At 69.9% G+C, this 13,396-nt stretch carries 12 protein-coding genes; 8 read left to right on the plus strand and 4 right to left on the minus strand.

Annotation, left to right across the window (positions count from 1 at the left end; translation table 11 throughout):
- Positions 1-3: 3 nt before the first annotated feature.
- Positions 4-948 carry a sugar kinase gene (locus GTY58_RS32585; protein ID WP_010987667.1) on the minus strand — a complete coding sequence of 315 codons (945 nt, stop codon included), beginning with the start codon at positions 946-948 and terminating at the stop codon, positions 4-6.
- Positions 945-1,850, minus strand: coding sequence for a pseudouridine-5'-phosphate glycosidase (locus GTY58_RS32590; RefSeq protein WP_010987668.1), 906 nt, complete (start codon positions 1,848-1,850; stop codon positions 945-947). Before GTY58_RS32590 ends, GTY58_RS32585 begins: the two co-directional genes overlap by 4 nt.
- Positions 1,851-1,947: 97 nt before the next feature.
- Between GTY58_RS32590 and GTY58_RS32595 the strand changes: the two genes are divergently transcribed.
- The gene (locus GTY58_RS32595; protein WP_037646822.1) at positions 1,948-2,376 is read left to right on the plus strand and encodes a VOC family protein; all 429 of its coding nucleotides are present in this window, start codon (positions 1,948-1,950) and stop codon (positions 2,374-2,376) included.
- A gap of 102 nt (positions 2,377-2,478) precedes the next feature.
- Positions 2,479-2,841, plus strand: coding sequence for a cupin domain-containing protein (locus GTY58_RS32600; protein ID WP_010987670.1), 363 nt, complete (start codon positions 2,479-2,481; stop codon positions 2,839-2,841).
- A gap of 21 nt (positions 2,842-2,862) precedes the next feature.
- On the opposite strand, the gene GTY58_RS32605 is transcribed toward GTY58_RS32600, so the two are convergent.
- Both GTY58_RS32605 and GTY58_RS32610 read right to left on the minus strand, forming a co-directional pair.
- Complete coding sequence (locus GTY58_RS32605) at positions 2,863-3,417, minus strand: methylated-DNA--[protein]-cysteine S-methyltransferase (protein ID WP_010987671.1); 555 nt, start codon at positions 3,415-3,417, stop codon at positions 2,863-2,865.
- 106 nt (positions 3,418-3,523) lie between these two features.
- A complete protein-coding gene (locus GTY58_RS32610) occupies positions 3,524-4,396 on the minus strand; it encodes a glycerophosphodiester phosphodiesterase family protein (protein ID WP_010987672.1) in 873 nt (290 codons plus the stop codon).
- A gap of 280 nt (positions 4,397-4,676) precedes the next feature.
- On the opposite strand from GTY58_RS32610, the gene GTY58_RS32615 reads away from it, so the two are divergent.
- The 6 genes from GTY58_RS32615 to GTY58_RS32640 all read left to right on the plus strand — a co-directional run bounded on the left by GTY58_RS32615 (position 4,677) and on the right by GTY58_RS32640 (position 13,350).
- Positions 4,677-5,543: an MHYT domain-containing protein gene (locus tag GTY58_RS32615; protein WP_010987673.1), complete on the plus strand. Its 867-nt coding sequence runs from the start codon at positions 4,677-4,679 to the stop codon at positions 5,541-5,543.
- Positions 5,544-5,583: 40 nt separating this feature from the next.
- On the plus strand, positions 5,584-7,725 hold the full coding sequence (gene uvrB / locus GTY58_RS32620) for an excinuclease ABC subunit UvrB (protein ID WP_010987674.1): 2,142 nt from the start codon (positions 5,584-5,586) through the stop codon (positions 7,723-7,725).
- A gap of 255 nt (positions 7,726-7,980) precedes the next feature.
- On the plus strand, positions 7,981-8,559 hold the full coding sequence (locus GTY58_RS32625) for a TerD family protein (protein ID WP_010987675.1): 579 nt from the start codon (positions 7,981-7,983) through the stop codon (positions 8,557-8,559).
- A gap of 80 nt (positions 8,560-8,639) precedes the next feature.
- Positions 8,640-10,727 (plus strand): TerD family protein, encoded by a 2,088-nt coding sequence (locus GTY58_RS32630; protein ID WP_010987676.1) that lies wholly within the window; start codon positions 8,640-8,642, stop codon positions 10,725-10,727.
- A gap of 325 nt (positions 10,728-11,052) precedes the next feature.
- Complete coding sequence (locus GTY58_RS32635; protein ID WP_010987677.1) at positions 11,053-12,042, plus strand: TerC family protein; 990 nt, start codon at positions 11,053-11,055, stop codon at positions 12,040-12,042.
- Between the two features lie 207 nt (positions 12,043-12,249).
- On the plus strand, positions 12,250-13,350 hold the full coding sequence (locus GTY58_RS32640; RefSeq protein ID WP_010987678.1) for an ionic transporter y4hA: 1,101 nt from the start codon (positions 12,250-12,252) through the stop codon (positions 13,348-13,350).
- Positions 13,351-13,396 lie beyond the last annotated feature (46 nt).

Consider the following 13,396-nt stretch of genomic DNA (forward strand, 5'->3'; position numbering starts at 1 on the left):
ACCTCAATCGAGTTTGACCGCACCCCTGTTCTGGCGCGTGCCGCTCGGCGGTCTCCCGCCCACCCCTGCCACCGCGGCAGCACCCGCCCGGCACCCTTCCGCCGCGGCCTGGGCGGGTTCCACGCCGACCAGGAGGGCCGCGAGGAAGGCGCCCGTGAAGGCGTCGCCCGCGCCTGTCGTGTCCCGAGGCGTCGCGGGCGTTGCCGGTACCCGCGCCCGGACGGCGCCCGCCTCTGCCACCAGCGCTCCCTCCGCGCCCTGCTTGGCGACCACCAGGGGAACGTGGCGGCTCAACTTGGCCGCCGCGTCCGCCGGATCGGGCAACCCGGTCAGCAGACAGGCCTCGTCGCGGCTGGGCAGCAGGACGTCCACCCCCTCGATGAGGGCCAGGAAGCGGTCCACTCCAAGCTCCGCCAGGAACCCCGCCGACGCCGGATCAAGACTCACCGGCACCCCACGCGCGCGTGCCGATTCCAACGCCGCCGCCACCAGCGCCCGACTCTGCTCCGAGAACAGCAGATAACCCGACAGATGCAGTCGTACGACACCGTCGAGCAGCGCGTTCGACCAGTCCCCGGGCGCCAGCCGCAGCGAGGCCCCGCTGTCCGTCAGGAAGGTGCGCTCGGCCGAAGCGCCCGTGTCCACCAGACAGATCACCGTTCCTGTCGGCACGTCGGGATCGACGACCAGACGAGGACGTACCCCCGAAGCCGTCAGCTCCCGCTCGTGCCAGGCGGCCCCGTCGGCCCCCACCCGCCCGAGCAGCCGTACGTCCGCCCAGCCCCAATGAGCCGCCCAGCAGGCAACGTTGGCGCCCGCGCCACCCGGCACCGTCCGGATGGCGGCGGCCGTGTCGGTGCCCGACGCGAGCGGCCCCCGGTGCCGCGCGACGACATCAGTGACGACGTCACCGACGACGAGCAGCGCCCCGGCGCCGGGAGCGTTCATGCCCCGGCCCAGGCCGCCGCGATCCGCCCCGCGAGGCGTACGTTGCCCCGTACCGCCGCCAGGTTGGCGCTCAGCGAGGCACCCTCGGTGTGGCGTACCAGGTAGTCGAGGAGGAACGGGGTGACCGCCTGGCCCGTGACGCCCTCCGCCTCGCACGCGTGCAGCGCGTCGGCGAGTACGCGCGCGTGGAGCTCGGGATCGAGCTGTTCGTCCTCGGGGACGGGATGGGCGACGATGAGCGCCGACTCCGGGCCGTCGAGCGCGTCCTGCGCGCGCATGACATCCGCGACCTGCCGCGGCGACCGAAGCGTCCAGTCCACCGGATACCCGGAGTCGGACAGATAGAAGCCGGGAAAGCGCGCCGTGCCGTACCCGGCCACCGCGACTCCCAGGGTCTCCAGCCGCTGCAGCGTCGCGGGCACGTCCAGGATGGACTTCACGCCCGCGCACACCACCGTGATCCGGGTGCGTGCCAGCAGTCCCAGGTCGGCCGACTCGTCCTGCGTCACCGTCCACTCGCGGTGCACCCCGCCGAGACCGCCCGTCGCGAACACCCGTACGCCCGCGAGGGCCGCCAGCAGAGCAGTCGCCGACACCGTGGTCGCGCCGCTCGCGCCCGCCGCCACCGCGAGCGGCAGATCGCGATGCCCCAGCTTGCGGATCCCGTCCTCGTTGGCGACCCGCTCCAGCTGTTCCTTGTCCAGGCCGACACGGGGATGCCCGTCGAGCACGGCGATCGTCGCGGGCACGGCACCCTCCTGCCGTACGACGTCCTCCAGCTCCAGAGCGACCTGGAGATTGCGCGGACGCGGCAGCCCGTGCGCGATGATCGTGGACTCCAGAGCCACCACCGGCCGGTGCGCGGCGAGCGCCTCCCGTACCTCTTCGGACACCACCAGCACGCGCGCCTCCTGTCTGTCGGTCTTTCCTCATCTCTGGCGGGCGGCGCGCCCGGCCAAACCCTTGCGAGCTGTGGGGGACGGCACCAGCCTGAGGGGTATGACGGACAACTCGCCACGTCTCGACCATGTCGTCCTCTGGGTACGGGACCCGGTGGCCGCGGCCGACTTCTACGAGAAGACGGTCGGCCTCGAACCCCTTCGGGTCCCCGGTTTCGCCGCGGGGAAGGACCCGTTCCCCTCGGTGCGCCTCAACGAGGAGACGATCTTCGACCTCGCCCCGCTCTCCCTGGTGGAGCACATGAACATGCTCCCTGGGGCCGCCGACAGCGCCGGGCACCCCGTCAACCATGTGTGCCTGTCCCTTCAGAGGGACGATTTCGACGCCCTACGGGCGCGCCTGGAGGATCGGACGGTCCCGGTCTCGGACTTCTCGTACGACTCCTTCGGCGCCCGGGGAAAGGCCAAGCGCAGCTTCTACTTCCGTGACCCGGACGGCAACGTCTTCGAGGCACGACACTACGAGTAGGCGCCGGGGGCACCGCATCACCGGGGCCGCCCCGACGCACGGGCAGGGCATGGGTGCGGCCGGTCGCCGGAGGCAGCGGCCGTCCGGCTAGGGTGACCGGCCATGACCACGAACGCCCAGTCCACCCCGTCCTTCGCCGTCCACATCCCCGACGCGGAACTCGAAGCGGAGCCGCTCGACCCGGCCCAGATCGTCTCCGGCGCCCCGGTCGTGACGGGCAAGGTGCTGTGGGAATCCGCCGACGGCAAGCAGGTGCGGGGCATCTGGCAGATCACGCCGGGCGTGGTGACCGACACCGAGGCGAACGAACTCTTCGTGGTCGTGAGCGGCCGCGCCACGATCGAGGTCGAGGGCGGCGCCGTCATCGAGGTCGGACCGGGCGACGCGGCGGTCCTGCGCGAGGGTGACCGGACGACCTGGACCGTGCACGAGACGCTCCGCAAGGCGTACCACATCAGCCTCTGACGCCCTTCCCCGTAGAGCTCCTCAGAACAGCGGTTCCGGCAGCACCCCTTCGAGCGCCAGCAGCTTCCGCTTGGCCTCCAGCCCGCCGCCGAACCCCCCGATGCCACCGTCGCTCTCGACCACCCGGTGACACGGGACGACCACCGGCAGCGGATTCGAGCCCATGGCCATGCCCACTGCCTGCGCCGCGCCCGGCTGACCGACCCGCCGGGCCAGGTCGCCGTACCCCACGACCGCGCCGTACGGCACGCCGGACGCCAGCTCGCGCAGCACCTGGCGGTTGAAGCCGGAGATCAGGGACCAGTCCAAGGGCAGCTCGAAGTCGCGCCGCTCACCCGCGAAGTACGCCGTCACCTGGCGTATCGCCTCGGCCAGGAACGGGGAGCCGGGATCCTCGACGGGCTCTGAACCGAGCCGGGACGCGAGCCGCTCCAGCGCCTTGTCGCGCACCGCGTCCGTCGCGTGGAACACCACGTTCACCAGGCCGTCGCCGGTCGCGGCGAGCAGCAGCGGACCGATGTCCGTGCCGACGACGGCCCACACGACCTGCTGCTCGCTGCGCTCAACACTCTTCATGCGCCCACCGTACGGCGCGCCACTGACAACCCCCGGGGGTGCGGACACGGCCCATGTCCGCACCCCCGGGTGAAGGAACGGTTCCACAGGAGGGTGGACGGCCGGTTCAGTACGCGGTCACCGCCCGCCGGACCACGTCGGGAGTGTTCGTGATGATGCCGTCCACGCCGTAGCGGGTGACACGGCGCGCCGTGTCACCGCTGTTCACGGTCCAGGTGAGGATCTCCAGCGGCTTGCCGTGCGGTCCGTCGAACGAGTGGAGCGCGGAGACGTAACCGGCCGAGATCGAGGTGTACGAGGCGTTGATCTGGTCGGCGAACTCCGCGTACGCGGGCAGGGCCGCGATCGACGGCGTGCCCAGGTAACCGGTCTTGATGCCGGGGCGCAGCCGGTGGACCGTGCGCAGGCTCCCGATGCTGAAGCTCTGCACGATCAGCCGCCTCTTGAGGCGACCGGGCTTGAGCCACCCCTCGTTGCCGAGCAGCCTGAGGGTCTGACGCTCGATGCCCGGATAGAGCTCCGGGTTCTTGATCTCCAAAACGAGTTTTTGATGGTTGCGCGAGACGCGGTTCATGTACTGCTTCAGCGTCGGCACGCGTGTGCCCTTGTACCGGGAGCCGAACCAACTGCCCGCATCGAGACGCGAGATCTCCTCGGCGGTGAAGTCCTTCACCTTCCAGGGTGCCCGGTTCGGATACACCTGTTCGACGTCGGTTGTGCGCGCAAGAGTGTCGTCGTGGATGACGACGAGTTCACCGTCCCTGGTGCGCTGTACGTCGTTCTCGACCCAGCTGAAGCCCATGGCGGCCGCTTTGTCGATCGAGGCCAGGGTGTTCTCGGGCGCGTACGCGGAGGCCCCGCGGTGGGAGACGATCACCGGGCCGTCGCCGGCCGCGGCCCCGGCGTGAGGCGTGGGGAGTATGGCGACGGTGGCCCCGATAAGCGCGGTGGTCGTGGCGGCGGCAACGCGCGCGTGCATGCGTACTCCTCGCGTCGAGCAATCACGGACAGCACAAGAGTGACAGCAGACGGTCATCGGAAGCGGAGTGCAGGATGGGCACAGATTGAATGGTGTTGCCCAAATCCGTTCACAGGCGCCACACAACCGGGGTAGGCGCGTGTTTCTTTGCCGGAAAATCGTTCGACCATTCCGGTGGGGGTCATACTCTCTGCGTCAACCCTGGCCGTTGTGGCGGTACTGGGGGCGGAGGTATTCACCGGGATTTCAGGACGCGACAGGGTGGGGAGGACGGCCGCGCATGCAGGGCACCGTCGACGGCTTCAGCTACGGACTCGTCACACCGCTGGTGGCGTACCTCATGGCCTTCCTGGGCGGTGCGCTCGGGCTGCGCTGCACCACCCGGTCGATGCTGGTCGCCCGGTCCTGGCGGGCCGGCTGGCTCGCCCTAGGGTCGGCCGCGATCGGCTCCGGCATATGGACGATGCACTTCATCGCGATGATGGGGTTCAGCGTCAAGGAAACCCCCATCCACTACGACCAGGCGACCACGTTCGCGAGCCTGGGCGTCGCCATCCTCATGGTCGGCGTAGGGATCTTCATAGTCGGATACCGGGGGGCTTCCGGAGCGGCTCTTTTCACCGGGGGCACGATCACCGGTCTGGGAGTCGCCTCGATGCACTACCTGGGCATGGCCGGGATGCGCCTCAACGGAAAGCTCGAGTACAACACCCTCACCGTCTCCGCCTCCGTGGTGATAGCGGTCGTGGCCGCGATCGCCGCGCTCTGGGCGGCCGGACAGGTGCGCGGCTTCATGTGGAGTGTGGGCGCCAGTCTCGTCATGGGGCTCGCCGTCAGCGGTATGCACTACACCGGCATGGCCGCCCTCAGCGTCCATCTGCACGGCTCGGCCGGCGCACCGGCGGGCGACTCGCCCGCCGCCCTGCTCGCCCCATTGATGATCGGTCCGCTCGTCTTCCTGTGTCTGGCCGGCGTCGTCGTACTGTTCGACCCGATGATGGTCATGGGCAAGCCCGACTGGACCCCCACCGAGAACAGGCCGGGCGTCCCCGCCCACCCCACCGTCACCCACACCGGCCGGCGCCCCGCGTCCCGCCCCGGCGAGCGCCATGGACACCGCGGCCCCCGCACCCCGCAGCGCTGGTGATCGGACCCCGTTGTCAGTGCGGGGTCGTACGGTGGATTGCATGCGGCCCGTTTCCAAGATCGAACGCACGGTGGCGCCCTTCGAGGTCGTCAGTCCCTACCAGCCCAGCGGCGACCAGCCGGCGGCCATCGCTGAGCTCGACCGACGTATCCGTGCAGGTGAGAAGGACGTCGTCCTGCTCGGCGCGACCGGCACCGGCAAGTCCGCCACCACCGCGTGGATGATCGAGAAGCTCCAGCGCCCCACCCTCGTGATGGCGCCGAACAAGACACTGGCCGCCCAGCTGGCCAACGAGTTCCGCGAGCTGCTGCCGAACAACGCCGTCGAATACTTCGTCTCGTACTACGACTACTACCAGCCCGAGGCGTACGTCCCGCAGTCGGACACCTACATCGAGAAGGACTCCTCGATCAACGAGGAGGTCGAGCGCCTGCGCCACTCCGCGACCAACTCGCTGCTCACCCGCCGCGATGTCGTCGTGGTCGCCTCGGTCTCCTGCATCTACGGCCTGGGTACTCCGCAGGAGTACGTGGACCGGATGGTCCCGCTCAGGGTCGGCGACGAGGTCGACCGCGACGACCTGCTGCGCCGCTTCGTCGACATCCAGTACACGCGCAACGACCTGGCCTTCACCCGGGGCACCTTCCGGGTCCGCGGCGACACCATCGAGATCTTCCCGGTCTACGAGGAGCTGGCCGTCCGCATCGAGATGTTCGGCGACGAGATCGAGGCGCTCTCCACCCTGCACCCGCTCACCGGCGAGATCATCAGCGACGACCAGCATCTGTACGTCTTCCCGGCCTCCCACTACGTCGCGGGCCCCGAACGCCTGGAGCGGGCCGCCAACGACATCGAGAAGGAGCTGGGGGAGCGCCTCACCGAGCTGGAGAAGCAGGGCAAGCTCCTGGAGGCCCAGCGCTTGAGGATGCGGACGACGTACGACCTCGAGATGCTCCGCCAGATCGGGTCCTGCTCCGGCGTCGAGAACTACTCGATGCACTTCGACGGCCGCGAGCCCGGCTCCCCGCCGAACACGCTGCTCGACTACTTCCCGGACGACTTCCTGCTCGTCATCGACGAGTCGCACGTCACCGTGCCGCAGATCGGCGCCATGTACGAAGGAGACGCCTCCCGCAAGCGCACCCTCGTCGACCACGGCTTCCGCCTGCCTTCCGCCCTGGACAACCGCCCCCTGAAGTGGGAGGAGTTCCAGGAGCGCATCGGCCAGGCCGTCTATCTGTCGGCGACGCCGGGCAAGTACGAGCTCTCGCGCGGGGACGGTTTCGTCGAGCAGATCATCCGCCCCACCGGCCTCATCGACCCCGAGGTCGTGGTCAAGCCCACCGAGGGCCAGATCGACGATCTGGTGCACGAGATCCGCAAGCGCACCGAGAAGGACGAGCGCGTCCTGGTCACCACGCTCACCAAGAAGATGGCCGAGGACCTCACCGACTACTTCCTCGAACTGGGCATTCAGGTCCGCTACCTGCACAGCGACGTCGACACCCTGCGCCGCGTCGAGCTGCTGCGCGAACTGCGCGCCGGTGAGTACGACGTACTGGTCGGCATCAACCTGCTGCGTGAGGGCCTCGACCTGCCCGAGGTCTCCCTGGTGGCGATCCTCGACGCCGACAAGGAGGGCTTCCTGCGCTCCGGAACGTCGCTGATCCAGACCATCGGCCGCGCGGCGCGCAATGTGTCCGGCCAGGTCCACATGTACGCCGACAAGATCACCCCGGCGATGGAGAAGGCGATCGACGAGACCAATCGCCGCCGGGAGAAGCAGGTCGCGTACAACAAGGAGAAGGGCATCGACCCGCAGCCACTCCGCAAGAAGATCAACGACATCGTGGCGCAGATCGCCCGCGAGGACATCGACACGGAGCAACTGCTCGGCTCGGGCTATCGCCAGGCGAAGGACGGCAAGGGCGCGAAGGCACCGGTGCCGTCACTCGGCGGAAAGGCGGCGGCCAAGGGCGCCAAGTCCGCCAAGGGCAAGGCCAAGGAGACGGTGCCGACCGACCGTCCGGCGGCGAAACTCGCCGAGGAGATCGAGGAACTGACCAACCGCATGCGCGCCGCCGCGGCCGACCTTCAGTTCGAGATCGCGGCCCGGCTGCGTGACGAGGTCTCCGAGATGAAGAAGGAGCTGCGGCAGATGAAGGAGGCGGGCCTGGCCTGACGGGCACGCACGGGTGCCGGCCACGCCCGGGCCGGCACCCCGAACCGCCCCGTCCGACCGCCCCCCGATCCGCTGCCCTGCACCGTTCCCCGTCGTACCGCGGCTCCGCTGTCCGCGGTGCTCGCGCACACCGCTGTGTTGCAAGACCGACACAAACGGCGGCCCGGGGTTCGGCACTGTCAGTGGCGCTGCGTAGGGTTTTGGTTATCCGCGGGCTCCGCGGCAACAGGGGACAGTTCGAGAGGGGATCAGCGCGTGACGGTCAACATGACCAAGGGTCAGGCCATCAGTCTGCAGAAGAATGACGGGGGCACCCTGACCGCGGTGCGCATGGGGCTCGGCTGGCAGGCGGCCCCCCGGCGCGGCCTGTTCGGCTCGCGCACCCGGGAGATCGACCTCGACGCGTCCGCCGTGCTGTTCGCGGACAAGCAGCCGGTCGACGTGGTGTTCTTCCGCCACCTCGTCAGCGACGACGGCTCCGTGCGACACACCGGCGACAACCTGGTCGGTGGTGTCGGCCAGGGCGGCGACGACGAGGCGATCCTCGTCGACCTGCAGCGCCTCCCGGTCCACATCGACCAGATCGTCTTCACCGTGAACTCGTTCACCGGCCAGACCTTCCAGGAGGTGCAGAACGCGTTCTGCCGTCTGGTCGACGAAACCAACGGCGAGGAGCTCGCGCGGTACACGCTGGCGGGCGGCGGCCAGTACACGGCCCAGATCATGGCGAAGGTGCACCGGGCGGGTGCGGGCTGGCAGATGACCGCCCTGGGCACGCCCAGCAACGGCCGTACTTTCCAGGACCTGATGCCGGCGATCCTGCCGCACCTGTAAGGGGTTCGGCGCGGCAGACGGACACGACGAGCAGCGGCGCGGCGCGCAGCGGACGCGGTGACAGCAGGGGGACGAAGGCGATGACGGCCGAGCTGGTCCGGGGGCAGAACCATCCGCTCCCCCAGGCCCGACTTGAGGTCCGGGTATCTGCCGGCACACCGATCGTGGCCGGGGCCACGCTCGGCGACGAGCAGGGCAAGGTCCGCGGCGTCGAGTGGGTGGCCCATCCGGGTGCGCCCACGCTGCCCGGCCTCGAGGTCTCCAAGCAGGCGGCGGCCGACCACCGCCTCGCCTTCGACCTGGACGCCCTGCCAGGGACCGTGCACCGCGTGCATGTACTGCTCGCCCTGCCGACGGGAGGCGGTGGCCCGGCCCGGTTCGGCGCCGTCGCGGCCCCCTTCGTCGCGGTCACCGGACTCGACGGCGCCGAGATCGCCAGCTACACGATCACCGGACTGAATGCCGAGTCGGCGGTGGTGGCTCTGGAGCTCTACCGCAGACAGGACGCCTGGAAGGTGCGCGCGGTCGGTCAGGGATACGCGGGCGGTCTCGCCGAGCTCTTCGCCGACCAGGGACTGCCGCAGGCACAGCAGCTCGCGGCCGGCATCAACGAAGCAGTGGCCCAAGGTCTGGCGCGTTCGGTGGCGGCACCGCCACGCCTGCCGGACGGGGAGCGCACGCCCCCCGCCGCCTCCGCCCCGGGCTCGGACCAGACGCACGCCCGACCGGTATCGCAGGGCGCAGCGCAGGTCGCCGCCGACCACGTACAGCCGCACCAGGGGACCCCCGGCAGGCCCCAGCCCGGCTCGCCGTACGACGGCGCGGGCCCGCAGAGCGGTGCGGCACCGCAGCCAGATCACGCCGCCGGCCGTTCGGTGCCGCAGGAAGGGCACCCCGGCGCTCCCGTCCGGCCGGACTCCGCCGCCGCCCGGCCCGCAACGCCCGGCGCGGGCGGCCCGATCGACTACAGCCACCCCGCCCGGCAGAACGTCGCGCCCCCGCCGCCCCCGCCGCCGGCCGCGCCGGGGCATTCCGCACAGCCCGTCGCGGGAGACGCGACCGGCTGGACCATGGAGGAGCGGCTCTACAACCAGGTGTGGGGCATGTTCGAGGACCTGGCGCGCGCCACGGCCGCGTACCGCAGCGCCGTCGACTTCGCGGACTCCCGCAGGGAACAGGAGCTCGACAAGGCCCTGTCGGATCCGCGCAGCCGCATCGGCGGGCAGGGCGACGCCGTGCGGGAGGCGGCCCAGGCCAAGCACGCCCAACTCGTCGACCAGGCCCGCGCGGCACTCGACCGCGACCTCGCCCAGCTCATGGCCGAGTCGGACGTCGTCGAGCCCGCGCTGCCCCCGGCTTACGCGCGCTGGGACAATCCGGTCTGGCACGGCTACCGGGTGCCGATGGAGACCCCCATGGCCGTGCGCCTGGGCGATCTCCACCTCCCGGAGAGCGAAGGACTGCGCATCCCCATGCTGGTCAGGCTGCCGTTGGAGCGCGGTCTGTGGATCGACAGCGGCCGCGCCGGATCCCGTGACGGCTCGCTCGCCGACGCCGACGAGCTGCGCCGCCTCGCCATGGACACGGCGGTGGCGCATGCCGCGCGGCTGCTCGCCGTCCATCCGGCGGGCGAGTTCACCGTGCACGTCATCGACCCGGCCGGCTCGGGCGCCTCCGCGCTCGCGCCCCTGACACAGTCCGGGGTGCTCGCCGACCCGCCCGCTGTCGGTGCCGCGGGCGTGGCGGACATGCTGGCCCGGCTCATCCAGCGCGTCGACCTGGTGCAGATGGCGGTGCGCGGCGGCGCGGCCGACTCGCTGCCCCCCGACCTGGACACGGCCGAACAGCTACTGATCGTCAACGACTTTCCGCACGGCTTCGACGACCGTGCCGTGACCCAGCTGCGCTATCTCGCGGACGAGGGCCCGGCCGTCGGCGTCCATCTGATGATGGTCGCCGACCGGGAGGACGCCGCCGCCTACGGGCCGCTGCTCGACCCGCTCTGGCGCTCGCTGCTACGCCTCACTCCCGTCCCCGACGAACACCTCGCCGACCCGTGGGTGGGCCATGCCTGGACGTACGAGCCTGTGACGGTGCCGCCGGGCAGCCAGGTACTGCACCAGGTGCTCGCGCACATCGCGGCGGCTCGCCGCGCATGGAACCGCTGACGACAGGCTGGACGCGTCGAGCACTGGCCGAGGCTCCCTCCTCCAAGACCCAAGCCCCAAGAGCGGGTAAAGATGCCCTGACCAGGCAACTTGGGATTTTCTTTGCTAATTCCTTTACCTTTCCTTGGTGATTCGGGTACTGTCTTTCGTACGGAGGGGAGTACTCCCTACCTGCTGCGGCGTACCCGTCAATACGGATCAGGCCAGATCCCGGGGCGTCGGCCCGCAGGCGCTGGGCGCATCAAGCGTCCCGGCCGTCTCGGGTGGAAGAGACCTCCGGTAGCGACGACGCTGAAATCTGCCGTTACGTACTGCCGGAGGCGCAGTGGATGTTTCCCTGACCCTGTGGGTCCTGACAATCGTGGGCCTTGGCGCCCTCATCGCGGTCGACTTCTTCATCGGCCGTAAACCGCACGACGTGTCGATCAAGGAAGCCGGCACCTGGACCATCGTCTGGATCGTCCTCGCCGGACTCTTCGGCCTGGGACTGCTCGTCTTCTCCGGCGGTCAGCCGGCCGGAGAGTTCTTCGCCGGCTTCATCACCGAGAAGTCTCTGAGCGTCGACAACCTCTTCGTCTTCGTCCTGATCATGGCGAAGTTCGCGGTGCCCTCGCAGTACCAGCAGCGAGTGCTTCTCATCGGTGTCCTCATAGCCCTCGTCCTGCGGGCGATCTTCATCGCCGCGGGTGCCGCGATCATCTCCAGCTTCGCGTGGGTCTTCTACATATTCGGCGCGTTCCTGATCTACACCGCCTGGAAGCTCATCCAGGAGGCCAGGGCTGACGAGCCGGAGGAGGAGTTCGAGGAGAACAGGCTGCTCAAGGCCGCGGAGAAGCGCTTCGGCGTGGCCGACCGCTATCACGGCACGAAGCTGTGGATCGAGCAGAACGGCAAGCGGGTCATGACACCGATGCTGGTCGTCGTGCTCGCGATCGGCACCACGGACGTGCTCTTCGCGCTCGACTCGATCCCCGCGATCTTCGGCCTGACGCAGGATCCGTACATCGTGTTCACCGCCAACGCGTTCGCGCTGATGGGCCTGAGGCAGCTGTACTTCCTGATCGGCGGGCTGCTCAGGAAGCTGGTCCACCTCTCCTACGGTCTGTCCGTCATCCTCGGCTTCATCGGCATCAAACTGGTGCTGCACGCGCTGCACGAGTCCGGCGTCCACGTACCCGAGATCTCCGTCCCGGCCTCCCTCGGTGTGATCTGCTCGGTCCTCGTCATCACCACGATCACCAGCCTGATCGCCTCCAGGAAGCAGGCGGCGCAGAAGCAGACCGAAGGCGCTCCGAAGGACAGCATCGACGTCTGACCGCGTCGAGGACAGGAACACCAGGGCGGCCGGGCAGTCGGCCTCTCAGTGGACGAGGCCGCCGTTCATCGACGGCGACGTGCGTGAGATGACCGACCCGAAGAAGTGCCCGGCCCGCTGCCCTCAACCCGGCCCGGGCCCCGCGCGGTCGGCGTGCGGGGCCCGGGCCGGAGTGCGGGGTCCGGGCGGGCCTGGGACGATCGCCGCATGATCGTTCGGCTCCGGTCCCTTGTGATGCAGTGGACGGCCGTCGTGCCCGTGGCCGCGATCGTCCTGCTTGCCCTCACCTGGGGCCGCGACCTGCCCGGCGCGGTCGTCGCACTGGTGACGCTGGTACTGGCCGGAGCCGTGCTGGCCGCCGTGCATCACGCCGAGGTCGTCGCGCACCGGGTCGGTGAACCCTTCGGCTCACTCGTCCTCGCCGTCGCCGTGACGATCATCGAGGTCGCGCTGATCGTCACCCTGATGGCGGACGGCGGCGGCAAGAGCGCGACCCTGGCGCGCGACACGGTGTTCGCCGCCGTGATGATCACCTGCAACGGCATCGTGGGGATCTGCCTGCTGGTCGCCTCGCTGCGCCACGGGCTCGCGGTCTTCAACGCGGAGGGCACCGGAGCCGCCCTGGCGACGGTCGCGACGCTGGCCACGCTCAGCCTGGTGTTCCCGACCTTCACGACCAGCAAGCCGGGCCCGGAGTTCTCCACGACCCAGCTCACCTTCGCCGCGCTCGCCTCACTGATCCTGTACGGACTGTTCGTGACGACGCAGACCGTGCGCCACCGCGACTACTTCCTGCCGATCACCCGGCACGGCGAGGTGATCGACGCGGAGACCCACGCCGACGCGCCCACCGCCCGAACCGCAGGCATCAGCCTCGGACTGCTCGGCCTCGCCCTGGTAGGTGTCGTCGGCCTCGCCAAGGGGGTGTCGCCCACCATCGAATCCGGCGTGGAGGCGGCCGGAATGCCGCAGTCCGTGGTCGGCGTGATCATCGCGCTGCTCGTGCTGCTCCCCGAGACCATCGCTGCGCTGAGGTCCGCCCGCCGCGACCGGGTACAGACCAGCCTGAACCTCGCCCTCGGCTCGGCGATGGCCAGCATCGGCCTGACGATCCCCGCCGTCGCCCTCGCATCCGTCTGGCTCTCCGGCCCCCTGGTGCTCGGCCTCGGCTCCACGCACATGGTGCTGCTCCTGCTGACCGTGGTAGTGAGCTCCCTGACCGTGGTACCGGGCCGCGCCACACCGCTCCAGGGCGGTGTGCACCTGGTGGTGTTCGCCGCGTACTTGGAGCTGGCGGTCAATCCGTAGGCCGCGCTCGGGCGAGATGCGGCGGGCGCCCCCGGGTCCCGGCGTT

The organism is Streptomyces sp. SID5469 (assembly GCF_009862865.1).
GTDB lineage: Bacteria > Actinomycetota > Actinomycetes > Streptomycetales > Streptomycetaceae > Streptomyces > Streptomyces avermitilis.